General features: G+C 55.1%; 9 protein-coding genes. 5 read left to right on the top strand and 4 right to left on the bottom strand.

The annotated features are described in order from the left end of the window. Positions 1-5 precede the first annotated feature (5 nt). From IGS16_RS05115 to IGS16_RS05125, 3 genes are all read right to left on the bottom strand, one after another. Entirely contained in the window at positions 6-506 is a 501-nt protein-coding gene (locus IGS16_RS05115) for a DUF3124 domain-containing protein (RefSeq protein WP_297083891.1), read from the bottom strand. Between the two features lie 212 nt (positions 507-718). Next, the gene (gene ureG / locus IGS16_RS05120; RefSeq protein ID WP_297083892.1) at positions 719-1336 is read right to left on the bottom strand and encodes an urease accessory protein UreG; all 618 of its coding nucleotides are present in this window, start codon (positions 1334-1336) and stop codon (positions 719-721) included. 117 nt (positions 1337-1453) lie between these two features. Next, positions 1454-2764, bottom strand: coding sequence for a TAXI family TRAP transporter solute-binding subunit (locus tag IGS16_RS05125; RefSeq protein WP_297083895.1), 1311 nt, complete (start codon positions 2762-2764; stop codon positions 1454-1456). Positions 2765-2965: 201 nt separating this feature from the next. Between IGS16_RS05125 and IGS16_RS05130 the strand changes: the two genes are divergently transcribed. The 3 genes from IGS16_RS05130 (at position 2966) to IGS16_RS05140 (ending at position 7305) form a co-directional block, all read left to right on the top strand. Further along, positions 2966-3856: a GGDEF domain-containing protein gene (locus IGS16_RS05130; protein WP_297083897.1), complete on the top strand. Its 891-nt coding sequence runs from the start codon at positions 2966-2968 to the stop codon at positions 3854-3856. A gap of 63 nt (positions 3857-3919) precedes the next feature. After that, on the top strand, positions 3920-4426 hold the full coding sequence (locus IGS16_RS05135; protein WP_297084041.1) for a molybdenum cofactor biosynthesis protein MoaE: 507 nt from the start codon (positions 3920-3922) through the stop codon (positions 4424-4426). A 362-nt stretch (positions 4427-4788) separates the two neighbouring features. Next, positions 4789-7305 carry a 5'-nucleotidase C-terminal domain-containing protein gene (locus IGS16_RS05140; RefSeq protein WP_297083898.1) on the top strand — a complete coding sequence of 839 codons (2517 nt, stop codon included), beginning with the start codon at positions 4789-4791 and terminating at the stop codon, positions 7303-7305. 83 nt (positions 7306-7388) lie between these two features. Here IGS16_RS05140 and ctpB read toward each other — a convergent pair whose 3' ends face one another. Next, complete coding sequence (gene ctpB / locus IGS16_RS05145) at positions 7389-8729, bottom strand: carboxyl-terminal processing protease CtpB (RefSeq protein ID WP_297083899.1); 1341 nt, start codon at positions 8727-8729, stop codon at positions 7389-7391. 1591 nt (positions 8730-10320) lie between these two features. Here ctpB and IGS16_RS05150 point away from each other — a divergent pair. Both IGS16_RS05150 and ndhD1 read left to right on the top strand, forming a co-directional pair. Continuing rightward, entirely contained in the window at positions 10321-12393 is a 2073-nt protein-coding gene (locus IGS16_RS05150) for an NAD(P)H-quinone oxidoreductase subunit 5 (protein WP_297083900.1), read from the top strand. A 263-nt stretch (positions 12394-12656) separates the two neighbouring features. Further along, positions 12657-14249, top strand: coding sequence for a photosynthetic/respiratory NAD(P)H-quinone oxidoreductase subunit D1 (gene ndhD1 / locus IGS16_RS05155; RefSeq protein WP_367185730.1), 1593 nt, complete (start codon positions 12657-12659; stop codon positions 14247-14249). Positions 14250-14282: the final 33 nt, after the last annotated feature.

A 14282-nucleotide genomic window follows, 5' to 3' on the forward strand; every position in this document is an offset into this window, starting at 1 on the left:
TAGCATTACGGCGCAACGTCCCGCTGCTTCACCACTCGCCCAGGGCTGACAAAGGAAATGCCCTGAGAAGACGAGGTGCTGATCATCACCGCTTCGATTACAGGTTCCGAAACGGCCGTTTCTGCCACCCAGTCCACCAAAAAGTTTGCGCCTGCGCCGCCGCTGACATCGTTTGCCGCCACAAAAAAGCTGACCGAAGCCAGCGGCCCTAGTTTCGACGGCTGGGCAATATCTTGACGAATCATCTCACCCGCAGAGTCGAAGTAGCGCACCGACGTAATGACGATGGCGTGTTCTGCGTCGGTATTGCGAATGCTCAGCGTGGCCGACAGGTTGATCGCGTTGCGCGGGTTGTTGTGGTGATAGATATGCGAATAGACCGGAACATAAACCGTCTGTCCGTCGATGATTTTCTCAGGGTTTAGGGAGACGGGTTGAAGCGTTGCTTCTTGCTGAACAATCGTCGCTGGCAGTTGCTCTGGCGGCTGGGTGGAACAGGCCACCATTACAATCGCCAGGAGGAGTCCAAAACCTGCTGTCAGTCGTTTCGCTGATTTACCAGGTTCCATCTTTTTACTGGTTTTTGAGCTTTGCTTTGAGACTTGTCGCCATGTTCTTGCTTGCGTTCGAGAGAGAGTGCCTTCTACTTGTTCTATTGTTGCAGGATTCTGGTCGGAGCTTGTTCTTGGGGAGCGATCGCCCCCCATCTCCATCTCATTCAAGCCGACGGTTGCAAAGACGGTTTGCCCATGTGCAGTTCTATAAACTGCACGATAGTTTCTAGCTCCTGATTGATCTTCAGATTTGTAAAGACAAACGGCTTGTCGCCGCGCATCTTGCGGGCATCGCGCTCCATCACGCCCAAGTCTGCCCCCACCAGCGGAGCCAGGTCGATTTTGTTAATCACTAGCAGGTCAGATTTCGTAATGCCAGGGCCGCCCTTGCGGGGAATCTTGTCCCCAGCGGCCACGTCGATCACGTAAATCGTCAAGTCCACCAATTCTGGGCTGAAGGTAGACGCGAGGTTGTCGCCGCCGCTTTCCACAAAGATTAAATCAGGCTGAAACTGCTGCTCTAGCTGCTCAATCGCCACCAAGTTGATCGAGGCATCTTCGCGAATCGCCGTGTGGGGGCAGCCGCCCGTTTCCACACCCACGATGCGATCGCCCGTCAGCGCCTCACTCCGCACCAAAAACTGCGCGTCTTCTTTCGTATAGATATCGTTCGTCACCACCGCCAGGTTATACGTCTCCCGCATCGCCTTACACAAGCGATCAACCAGAGCCGTCTTCCCAGAACCCACAGGGCCAGCAATACCAACGCGAAAAGTATTCATCGGAGTCTCTTTTGTCTTTCTTCGCTCTTCGTTCTTCGTTCTTCTTTTTTCACTCTTCTTTTTTCACTCTTCGTTCTTCACTCTTCGTTCTTCGTTCTTCGCTCCCGCCTAAATCTATCATCGCCGCACCTCTGGTTTCTGATCTTTGTAATCCATCGCACGACTCATCAACAATTCTCGATGGCGAATCGTGCTGAGGGCCACATCCCAGGGAAAGGTAAAGGACTGAAATGAAGCCTGGGAGATGCGGTCGGTGTCTAGGTCAGTCACCACTTTTTGGAACATTTCAAACAGGGTTTGGCGCAGAGACTCCAGTTCCTCTGGCGTGTTCGCCTGTTCTACTTTTTCGAGCAGCGCCAGCACCTTGAGGTTGTACATATCAGCACGATTTTTCTGGCGTTCGTCGAGCCAGCGGCGAAATTGCCACAGGCTAGAGGCCGCCAGCACCGCGAAGGACAGCAAGAAGCCCATGACCTCAGCGTATTCCACCAAAAAGGCGGGTTCGTCCTGGTTATAGTAATCGCGAGCGCCGGGATGCAGCGACAGTCCCAAATTTTCGCGGGCATCGGGCAGGCGCATTAGGGCAGCACGGGGATACTGGCTGACCAGTTCGTTGCGAAACTCAAACAGGGTTTGGGTAATCACTTTGGCGATCGCCGGTTCCAGATCCCGCCGCGTCACCAAGATCGCCCGCAGACCCACGGCCGGAATATCTTCGCTTGGAATCGGCAGCGCCCCGTCGTAGGTGCCTTTGGGAATTTCAGTAGCTTCTAGCACGGGCAGCGTCAGCCGCATAGATTCTGCCTGGTCGATGGGGACGAGCTGCGCCTGGGTGCGCTGGAGCAGGCCACGCACCGAGGGACTGCCCAAGGCAATCACGCGAAACAGCGCATCGATCTCGCCCGCTTGCAGCTTTTCGTAAGATTCGGCGGTGGTCATGGGCAGCGGGCGAAAGTCGCTGTCCTGGAGGTTGTAATGGGTCTTGAAGTGCTTGAAGATGGCGTAAGACCCACTGCCCTGGGGCGGGACGGCGACCCGCTTGCCGCGCAGGTCGGTGAACTGGCGAATGTTGGCGCTGGGCGCGGTAATCAGGTGGCAGATTTCGGGAAACAGGTAGGCGATCGCCTGTACGGACGGGTCTAGCGACGTGTCGCCCTGGATGATGCCCAAATCCGCTTCGCCCCCTGCCAGCAGTTTCGCATTTTGCAGAGAGCCGTCGGTTTCCAGCACGCGAATCTGAATCTTGGGTTCGTGGGCAGCGACCACGCTCGACAGCGCTGTGGCAAAGGCGTAGTATTCTCCGTCTGCGTTGCCTGTGGCAATGGTGAGCGAGTAGACCCGCTGCCGCTCGATCGTCCACTGGGCCGCAAAGGCGATCGCCCCCAGCACACTCAGCACCACGATTGGAATTGCAAACTTGCTCTGCATAGGCTTTGACCGAATGAGACAATACCCGATCCAATTGGGATGATGCCCTGATGAGCACTAGATGGCAGGAGTGAGAACCTAAAGTTCTGAACGCTGTGAATCGGAAACTGCTTGCATTCTTGACCGACTTTGCTGACCAAACTGAACCCGATAGATTGGCTTTACAGACTTGAAAATGGCTCCAGGAAGCGCTTCCAAACCATGAGAATTGAGCAGGGCAATTGGCTTGAGCAAATCGCGCATCAACCAATCTGGGTTCAGGTTGCAGTTTACACGCTGATCGTGCTGACGATCGGTTGGCTGGATCATCTCCTAGGTTCAGACATTGTGCTGTCCCTGTTTTACCTGATTCCTATCGCCTGGGCAGCTTGGTGTTCGCCTCGCCCCATCGCCCTATATACCGCGCTGCTCAGTTTGCTGGTGATATTCCTTTTGGCGGAAAATGCCAGCGGCTTGATTTATACTAAACCGCTTGTTTCTGCTTGGCGGAGCGTCACGCGACTCGGTTTTTTTCTTGTCACCAGCATGTTGATTACGCGACTTCGCAAGACACAGGATCGGCTCCGCTGGCTATCCAGCATGGATGGACTGACCCAGGCAGTCAATGCTCGCGTGTTTACCGAGAAGCTGGCGCAGGAAATAGAGCGATCGCGCCGCTATGGTCGCCCGTTCGCCATTGCCTATCTCGATCTGGATAACTTCAAGCAGGTTAACGATCAGGGGGGGCATCTGGAGGGCGATCGCACTCTGAAGCTCGTGTCCCAGGTGGTTCGAGACAGCATCCGCAAGACCGACCTGTTTGCCAGACTCGGTGGGGATGAATTTGCCCTGCTGCTTCCTGAAACCGACCTCAGCGCTGCCAAGACCGCCATTTCCCGAATTCAGACACAGCTTGAGTCCGCTATGCAGGCAGAGCAAAGCCCCATCACCTTTAGTATCGGTGTTGTGGTTTGTACCCAGCCGCCCTCTTCCCAGGCACCGCTGATTCACTACGCTGACCAGCTTATGTATCAGGTCAAACGCACAGGCAAAAACGCTGCCCAATTTGCGATCTATCCCGACGCAAACGCCCCACGGCATAATAGCGAGTAATGCCTGCAACTTCTTGATGTGACTTTTCTGATTGATGTGACTTTTCTGAATGAGTGCGCCGATATGAGTGCGATCGCCCCTTCTGCCAGTGCCTTTGCCAGTCGCCCTGCAATTCCCCATCCTGGCGACCACTTCGCGATCACGTTTGCCCCTCTATCGCTGCAAGAAATTTATGACCTAGTTGATGACCCAGCCAATGGCGCAGTGGTGGTCATGAGCGGCATGGTGCGTCAGCAAACCGACGGCAAGCCCGTCATCGCGCTGGAATACCAGGCCTATGAACCGATGGCCCTGAAGGTGTTTCAGCAAATCGCAGCCGAGATTCGTGCCACCTGGCCCGATGTGAGTCATGTCGTCATCCATCACCGCACAGGCAAGCTGGTCGTTGGCGAAATCAGCGTGATGGTTGCCGTGGGCTGTCCCCATCGGGCCGAAGCCTTCACCGCGTGCCAGTACGCCATCGACACGCTGAAGCACAACGCCCCCATCTGGAAAAAGGAACACTGGGCGGATGGCTCCACTAGCTGGGTCAGCATCGGCGCGTGCGAACAGTCACCAGCAGGCTGCTAAGAAAAAGCCCAGATTTCATGATCGATGCCGAATCCAGCGATGAGATTTAACCCTCGCAGGTAAAATATTTTGCTATCTCCTTGCAGCGGCGCATTTACAAATTAGAACGCATTTCCAAAGTCTTATTGAAAGGCATTAAGAATTTAAAAGGATTGAGAGAAACCAACCGAAAATCGAGGGGCGAGCGATCGCCCCATCTTTGTTCTGCTCCTTTTTGATCCCTTTTCTTAGGGTCACCTTAAGGAAGGTTAATCGCCCAATTACGAGACGTTAATAACGCGATTAAACTCGCTTAATCTCGCTGTGGGATCGTTTGTGAGGCATTTATTACCAAGCGCCTCCAAATCGCTTCAACGAAACCTATGGCTTTTCAACTGCAAATTCTGCACGCTTCCGACATGGAAAGCGGCCTCCCAGCTTTCACCGATGCAGTCAATTTCTCTACGGTGATTAACGCGCTGAAGGACGACTACGCCAACACCGTTATTCTGTCCTCTGGCGATAACTACATTCCCGGGCCGTTCTTTTCCTCTGGAAGCGACGCATCGCTTCGCAAAACCACCTCTTCCCCGGCCCCCGGTGATAACTACACCTTCCGCGAGGGAGTTGGGCGCGTCGATATTGAAATCCTCAACCAGATGGGATTTCAGGCTTCTGCTCTAGGCAACCACGAATTTGACCTGGGCGAATCGACTGTTGTTTCTCTGATTCGGCGCGATCGCGAATTTCGAGGCACGGTCTTTCCCTACCTCAGCAGCAACCTGAACTTCACCGACCCCAATCCGGCAGATGACGGCACCTCTAGCCAGGAATTTGTGCTGGAAGATCTGGTCGTTGCGGATGGTCAGCCCGCAGTCCCCAATAGCATTGCAAAAAGCACCGTGCTGACGGTCAATGGCGAACGGATTGGGGTTGTAGGCGCGACCACCCCGACCCTGGGAACGATTTCTTCGCCAGGAGCCAACGTCGAAATCCTGCCGCAGCCCTTTGGCGCAAACCCCAGTGCGGCTGAGCTAGATGCCCTTGCTGTAGAAATTCAAAAATCCGTTGATGCGCTGACCGCCGCTGGAATCAACAAGATTGTGATTGTGGCGCACATGCAGCAGTTGTTCATCGAGCGGGAACTGGCCAAACGGCTGCGCGATGTAGACGTGATCATTGCGGGGGGTTCCCACACGCTGCTGGCAGACAGCACCGACCGACTGCGCCCCGGTGATACGGCGGGCGGCATTTACCCCCTAGTGGAGGACTCTCCAACCGGGCCGGTGCTGGTGGTCAACACTGATAGCAACTGGAAATATGTCGGGCGGCTGGTGGTGGAATTTGACGACGGCGGCAAAATTGACCTGTCAAAGCTCGATCCCAATGTCAATGGAGCCTATGCCACAGATACGGCCAGCGTGGCTGCGCTGACGGCTATCAACCCCGGTGAACCCGATCCAGAAGTGGTGGATTTGCTCGGTAAGCTGCGGACCATCATCAACACTAAAGACAGCAATATCTTTGGGAAGACCACGGTATTTCTCAACGGCACGCGCAACTCGGTGCGGACGGAGGAGACAAACCTGGGCAACCTGACAGCGGATGCCAACCTGTTTGTAGCAAAGCAGGTGGATTCTTCTGTTGTGATCTCGCTAAAAAATGGCGGCGGTATCCGCGACAACATTGGCGCAGTGTCTCCCACGCCGGGAGCGACCGACCCCAGCGACATTGTGACCCTGCCACCACCCGCTAACCCAGAGGCAAACAAGCAAGAAGGGGATTTGTCGCAACTGGATATTGAAAATTCGCTGCGCTTTAACAATGGCTTGAGCCTGATTACCGTGACAGCGGCTCAGTTGAAGGAAGTGCTAGAGCATGGCGTGTCGGGGGTTGGGCCAGGACGAACTCCTGGCGCATTTCCTCAAATCGGCGGCATCTCCTTTAGTTTTGATGCCAGCAAGACGGCCCAGCGACTCGCAAGCGATGGCACCGTGACCACAGCCGGAGAGCGCATCCAGTCGGCAGCCCTGACGGATGCCAATGGCAACTTTACCCAAATCCTCATTCGGAATGGCCAGATTGTGGGCGATCCCAACCGCACTTTTCGATTGGTGACGCTCAGCTTTTTGCTGGGAACGAGTTCGCTCGATTCCAGTGGGGATGGCTATCCGTTCTTCCGATTTGTGCGAGAAAATCCGACCCTGGCGAATCGGGTGGATTTGCTGGGTGAGACGAGTCTTGACCTGAACCGGAATGGCGTGATCGACGGGCCAGTGAGCCTGCCGGATGGGGTGGCGACGTTTACAGATGCAGGCAGTGAGCAAGATGCGTTTGCGGAGTTTCTGGCTCAGAGCGGCACGTTTACCAAGGCAGACACACCCGCAGAGCGCGATCGCCGCATTCAGAACCTCGGCGTGCGGGGTGACAATGTGTTTGGGGTTCAACTCGTGGGCACTGGCGGCCGCAACCGTCTGGTCGGCCGATTTGCCAACGATCTGCTGCAAGGGCTGGGCGGAGCCGACGTGCTGAACGGGCGGCAGGGCGACGATTTGCTGGAGGGTGGACGTGGGGGCGATCGCCTCAACGGTGGCCCCGGCAAAGATGTGCTGGTTGGCGGGCTGGGCCGCGATACCTGCATTGGCGGAGCGGGCGCAGATACCTTTGTGCTGACTCGCGGCGCTGGATTCGACACGATTGTGGACTACAAAGACGGCGTAGACAAGATCGGTCTGTCTGGCAATTTGCGCTTCGGCAATCTGCGCTTTACCGATACCACTCGCGGTGTTCAGATCCGGGCTGGTAATGACCTGCTGGCGGAGTTGCTAGGCGTGCGAGCCAGTGCGCTCAACCGCACCGACTTTGTGACCACGTTTGCGACCGCAGAGACGTTCACTTAATGTGGGTCTGAAGCCAGCCTATAAAAGCGCATAAGAGGCACGGCGCGATGCGCTGTGCCTCTTGCATTTGCAAGGTGCTGCGTTTAGTTGCTCATGCGGGGGGCGCGGGGGGCGCTGGCCCGCTGGGCAGGAGTTGGACGGGCGGGCTGTGCTGCGATGGTAGACCGAAGAACGGCGATCGCCCGCACATACTGGGGATCGCTCTGGCTGCCGACCGAGGTGGGGTTTGCGGCAAGCTGCTGGCGCTGGCTATCGGTCAGGTTGACCTGCACGTTGGGCGTGATGCCGCGCTGGCTGATGTCCGTGCCGTTGGGCGTGTAGTAGTGGGCGATCGTCACCGCCAGACCCGATCCATCCGACAGCGAATGCACCGACTGCACCAGCGCCTTGCCAAAGGTCTTGGTGCCAACAATCGTGGCTCGCCGATTGTCCATCAGCGCCCCCGTCAGAATTTCACTAGAACTGGCAGAACTGCCGTCTACTAACACGACTAGCGGCAAATCCGTCAGCGCCGTCCGATTGGCCCGAATCCGCTCGTTGACCCCGTACCGATCCACTGTGCGGACGATCAACCCATTGCCCAACCACTGACGCGAGATGTCGATGCTGGCTTGCAGCAGACCCCCTGGGTTTCCCCGCAGATCCAGCACAAAGCCCTGAACCTGCTGGCTCAGCAAGTCCTCGATCGCCCGCTGCATTTGTTCTGCCGAGTGGGCGCTGAACTCCGTCAGGCGAATGTAGCCAACGCGAGTGCCCTGCTCTTGTTTCAGGGTGTAGTGGACATTGGGCAGTTCGATGCGAGCCCGCGTTAGCGTGAGTTCGGTCGCCTCTTCCGACTGGCGTTGCAGCCGCAGAACGATGCGCGTGCCGACCTCACCCCGAATGCGATTCGAGGCTTCTTCTAGCGTCATCCCTTCAGTCGAAACGCCGTCAATCGACAGAATGCGATCGCCCACCTGAATGCCCGCCCGCGCCGCCGGAGAGTTGGGAATTGGCTCTACCACAGTAATCGCGCCCGTTTGCTCGTCTGCCTGAAGCCGAATGCCGACACCTGACAGTTCTCCAGAGGTCTGACTCGTCAGCACTTCAAACTGGCGCGGGTCCATGAAGCGGGTATAGGGGTCTCGGAGTCGCTGGAGGGCGCGGCGCAATGCATTGTAAGCCTCTTCCCGCGAGCTATAGGAGGCGCTGAGCAGTTCGTGGCGCACGGCTAGCCAGTCTACCTGGTTAAACGTGCTGTCTACATACTCCCGATTCACAATTTGCCATGCCTCATCAAGCAGCGCCTTGGGGCTGTCCTGAAGCGTAGCGTTCACAGCCGAACTAAACACAGGAGTCAGCAATGAAACCGTAGCGGCTGCGGCGACGGTTCCACCAAAAAGAGCGGCATTGAGCAGACGAGAGCGGTTGAAAAAGCGGCGCATGGGCAGTAACCGGGATAGAGGGGGACAGGAAAGCTTAGGGATTCAATGCGCGGCCACACGCTGGATTCGCCAATACGGCAGGATGCGTGTGCTAATTCAGTTTTGAAGCTTGGTTTAGTTTGAAGTCTGGTTCAGCTTGGGTTTGGCTTAGTGGGTTTGGCTTAGACAGACAGATGCTTAAACCTCCGGGGCGAACTGCGGAATGGCTGAGCGGAATGACTGAGTAGAACAAGGGCGAAACGGACAGTGCAATCGTCCAAGTAATAACGCATCGGGGGGAGTCTTCCAAGCAGTCTACGGAAGTCGATGAGGAGGCAGATCTCGCTAGAGTGCAGAATCCTGACAAATACAACTCAGAGCCAGTCTCAGCATGAATGTTCTTGATGAACTTGAGGTGTAAACCTTGAGGCAGAGATGTGAACCCTTGAGCTTGGACAACGTGGCTCCCTCCATAACCATTGGACAGACTCTCTAGACGGGTTTATCCAGATTGAGGTTGCAGGCGGCAGCAAGCCCCGAACAGCATTGCCCCATCCCTGCACACGAGTCCCTCCCGGAGTCCCCTACAGGAGAAGGGGATATAGACGATTTGAGCCATTTCCTCATCTATCTAAAGGTAGCCCGTTTGGGAAATTTTAGGAGTAACAAAAATCACTGGATAGCTTCAGTAGGTCAGGTATCGAGCTAAGCCAATCTTGAGCCAGCGCCAGCAATATGCAGAGAACGCAGGCCATGCGGCTTTGGGCACCATTTTTGAACACAATCTTGCACGCACACAATCTTGCACGCAATAGGTTACGTCAGACGCGCCGTGACCTGAAGAAATTGCCAGATCGACACAGGCGATCGCCCGTAGAGCCGTTGGTTGCAAAGAACACAACAACCCCAAGATCGCTCCAGTTCTGCAACCGCCCTACCTCAAAGAAACCTGCCTCAGAGGAGTACAGTTTTCATTAATACTCCCGCACGAAACGGGTAGAAGCACCGAATACTGAGCTTATCTAGAAGACTCAGACCCATCTAGCCGAATGTATGTACCAGACGCAATGGAAAAATATATCCGCACCAAATATTTCGCACCAAATATACTGAGTTTCCGCTACTTTAACCCTAGTTCACCCCGATCTTCCAGCATCCTTTGAGGAAATTTAACGAAGTCTGAGCGCGTGCAGACGGGCGATCGCCCCTAAAATTCCATGCCAACCTGTAAATTTGCCCTAATGCGCTGTATCGCCTGCAATTCTGAGTTTCCTGTAGCAAGGTTGCAGCTAATCTTCATCAAGTCGTGCGGCTGTCGAATAAAAACGGGAGAAATTTTAATAGCGTGTCGAACAATACAGGGAAGAATGGGGCAGTATGTGATCTATGACGATTAGGTTCTGACAGGTGATCTGTACAGATTAACTGTGACCGAGTGCAGTAGATGATGCGGAGTCGGGTGGCTCATTCAGAATTGGGTGAGGAATCGAGTCTAAAACCATCGCAGCCCCATTCTTGACAAAACCTTCAGAAACACCTCTACTCCGCCAGTCTGTGTCAAAATGTAAGCGGTTTTGCCCGATTTGAAAAAAAGCTTGAAGTAGGCTTCATCATGGAATCCCTCTACGCATATGCCTGGCTGATCCCAGTGTTGCCCCTGGCAGGGGCGATGATTTTGGGGCTGGGTCTGATTTCTTCCAGCAGTTTCGCCAAACAGTTTCGCAAGCCCAGCTCGGTGTTTATTGTCTCGCTGACGGGCACTGCAATGGTTCTCTCCTTTGCGCTGCTGTGGAGCCAGATTCAAGGACATCCGACCTACGAGCGCTCGATTGAGTGGGCATCGGCAGGCGATTTTCACCTATCGATGGGCTATATCGTTGATCACCTGACGGCGCTGATGCTGGTGATTGTGACGACGGTGGCCTTTTTGGTGATGATCTACACCGACGGCTATATGGCTCACGATCCGGGCTACGTCCGGTTCTATGCCTACCTCAGTTTGTTTAGCTCGTCGATGCTGGGGCTGGTGATTAGCCCGAACTTGGTGCAGATTTATATTTTCTGGGAACTGGTGGGGATGTGTTCCTACCTGCTGATCGGCTTCTGGTATGACCGTAAAGCGGCTGCCGATGCCTGCCAGAAGGCGTTTGTAACGAACCGGGTGGGCGACTTTGGGCTGCTGCTGGGGATACTGGGCTTGTACTGGGCGACAGGCAGCTTTGAGTTTGAGGTAATTGGCGATCGCCTCCAGGAACTCGTCCAGTCGGGGGCCCTGAGTGGAGCGATGGCAGCGCTGTTTGCAGTGCTGGTGTTCCTTGGCCCGGTGGCAAAGTCAGCCCAGTTTCCGCTGCACGTTTGGCTGCCAGACGCCATGGAAGGCCCCACCCCCATTTCGGCACTGATCCACGCAGCTACGATGGTGGCGGCGGGTGTCTTCTTGATTGCTCGCATGTTCCCCGTGTTTGAGCATATCCCCACTGCCATGAACGTGATTGCCTATACGGGCGCGGTCACAGCATTTTTGGGAGCCAGCATCGCCATCACGCAAAACGATATCAAGAAGGGTCTGGCTTATTCCACAATGTCCCAGCTTGGCTATATGGTCATGGGCATGGGAGTGGGAGCCTACACCGCCGGACTCTTTCACCTGATGACCCACGCCTACTTCAAAGCAATGCTGTTCCTCGGTTCTGGTTCTGTGATCCACGGCATGGAGGGTGTGGTAGGACACGACCCAGTGCTGGCGCAGGATATGAGGTTGATGGGCGGTCTGCGGAAGTATATGCCGATCACCGCCACGACCTTCTTGATTGGCACGCTGGCGATCGCCGGAATTCCTCCTTTGGCTGGCTTCTGGTCAAAGGACGAAATTCTAGGAGCGACCTTCCGGGCGAACCCTGCGCTGTGGGCCGTTGGATTTCTAACGGCAGGGATCACGGCGTTCTATATGTTCCGCATGTACTTCAGTACCTTTGAGGGCGAGTTTCGCGGCACTAATGGGGAGATCAAACGCAAGCTGAAAAATGAACAGCTTCAGAAGTTGGGTCTGGCCTTTGGCCCCGGTGCAATGAACCCACTAGAGCTAACGGCGGAGCCTCCTGCCGAAGATCACGAGGCTTACGACGACCACGGACACCACGCCAGCGAGCCGCACGAGTCGCCAATTACGATGACGCTGCCGCTAATGGTGCTGGCCATCCCGTCGATGCTGATTGGGCTAGTGGGCACGCCGTTCAAGAATTACTTTGAAGAATTCATCCACGCGCCCGGTGAGGTAATCCACGAAGCCGAGGCAGTGGACTGGGGTGAATTTTTGACGATGGGCGGTAGCTCGGTGGCGATCGCCCTCGGCGGCATTGCGCTGGCAACGGCAATGTACCTGCTCAAGAAAATCGACCCAGCGGCGATCGCCGACAAGATCCAGCCGCTTTATCAGCTTTCCCTCAATAAGTGGTATATCGACGACATCTACAACGCCGTATTCGTGCAGGGCAGCCGTCGTCTGGCCCGGCAGGTGCTAGAAGTGGACGTGCGAATTGTGGATGGGCTGGTAAACCTGACGGGCTTTGTCACGCTGGTCACAGGCGAAGCGCTGAAATATCTGGAAAGCGGCAGGGTGCAATTCTACGCGCTGATCGTCTTTGGCGCGGTGCTGGGGCTGGTGCTGGTTTCCGGGATTACCTAAGGTTGACACAGGGCGGAGGGCGATCGCTCTCCGCTTCTGTCTTGCCCCCTTTTGGGAAATTTGCCGCCTGAGTGAGCGTCCAAGTTACTTGAGTTGACCGTTCAATCTTCAATGTTCAATCTTCCATCAATCAATCTTCAATCAATTCAACTAGATCGCAGTTGGGTCGCAAGTGAGATTGCAAGTTAAAAGCTAATCCTTTCAGATTCTTTCAGAAACTTACTCAGAAACCTGCTCTGAACGTTTGAGATCTAAATTTCTACATGAATACTGCTGAATTTCCCTGGTTAACAACCATCATCCTATTGCCTGTCCTTGCATCACTGGCGATCCCGGTTCTTCCCGATAAAGACGGAAAAACCATCCGCTGGTACGCTCTAATCATCGGACTGATCGACTTTGCGCTGACGGTCTACGCCTTCTATACCCAATACGACTTCAGCCGTTCTGACTTGCAACTGGTCGAGAGCTATTCCTGGGTGTCGTCACTGGACCTGCGCTGGTCAGTGGGGGCAGACGGACTCTCAATGCCACTAATTCTGCTGACCAGCTTTATCACCACGCTGGCGATTCTGGCATCCTGGCCCGTAACGCTGAAGCCGCGCCTGTTTTACTTTCTGATGCTGGCGATGTATGGCGGACAGATTGCGGTATTTGCCGTACAGGATATGCTGCTGTTCTTCCTAGTATGGGAACTGGAGCTAATCCCGGTGTACTTGCTGCTGTCCATTTGGGGCGGCAAGAAGCGGCTCTACGCAGCCACCAAGTTCATTCTGTACACCGCAGGCGGATCGCTATTTATTCTGGTGGCAGCGTTGGCGATGGCATTCTATGGCGATACGGTCACCTTTGACATGCGATCGCTCATGGATAAGGACTTCCCGCTAAAGTTCCAGCTTTTGGTCTACGCAGGCTTCCTGATTGCCTACGCCGTCAAGCTGCCGATTTTCCCGCTGCACACCTGGCTGCCGGATGCCCACGGCGAGGCGACGGCTCCAGTTCACATGCTGCTGGCGGGCATTCTGCTAAAAATGGGCGGCTACGCGCTGCTGCGGATGAATGTGCAGATGCTGCCGGATGCCCACGTCCGCTTTGCGCCGATTCTGGTGATTTTGGGCGTGGTTAATATTATCTACGCCGCGCTGACTTCCTTTGCTCAGCGAAACCTGAAGCGGAAAATTGCCTACTCCTCGATTTCCCACATGGGCTTCGTGCTAATTGGCTTAGCCTCCTTTACCAACCTAGGACTGAGCGGAGCCATGCTGCAAATGGTGTCCCACGGGCTGATTGGAGCCAGCCTGTTCTTCCTAGTAGGCGCAACCTATGACCGAACCCACACCCTCATCCTGGACGAGATGGGCGGCGTAGGCAAAAAAATGCCCAAGATCTTCGCCATGTTTACAGCTTGCTCGATGGCCTCGCTGGCCCTGCCGGGAATGAGCGGATTCGTCGCAGAACTGATGGTATTTGTGGGCTTTGCCACCAGCGATGCCTATGACCAGACGTTCAAAATTATCGTGATTACGCTAATGGCGGTGGGCGTGATCCTGACACCGATCTATCTACTGTCTATGCTGCGAGAGATTTTCTATGGGCCAGAAAACCAGGAACTCGTGGAGCATGAGGTGCTGGTGGATGCCGAGCCTCGCGAAGTCTTTATTATTGCGTCGCTGTTGATCCCGATTATTGGCATCGGGTTCTATCCCAAGCTGATTACGCAGATGTATGATTCTACGACCGAGCAGGTGACAGCCCAGCTTCAGGAATCTTTTGCGATCGCCGCTGCGGAGAAAGAAACCGCGACGCTTTCAAAGCAGGCGTTGCTCAAGGCTCCTGAGATTTCGTCCAATCTCTAGCCTGATCTGTCGCGCCGATAGCCGTTAACAGGA

The sequence above is a fragment of the Thermoleptolyngbya sp. C42_A2020_037 genome, from assembly GCF_015272455.1.
Classification (GTDB): domain Bacteria; phylum Cyanobacteriota; class Cyanobacteriia; order Elainellales; family Elainellaceae; genus Thermoleptolyngbya.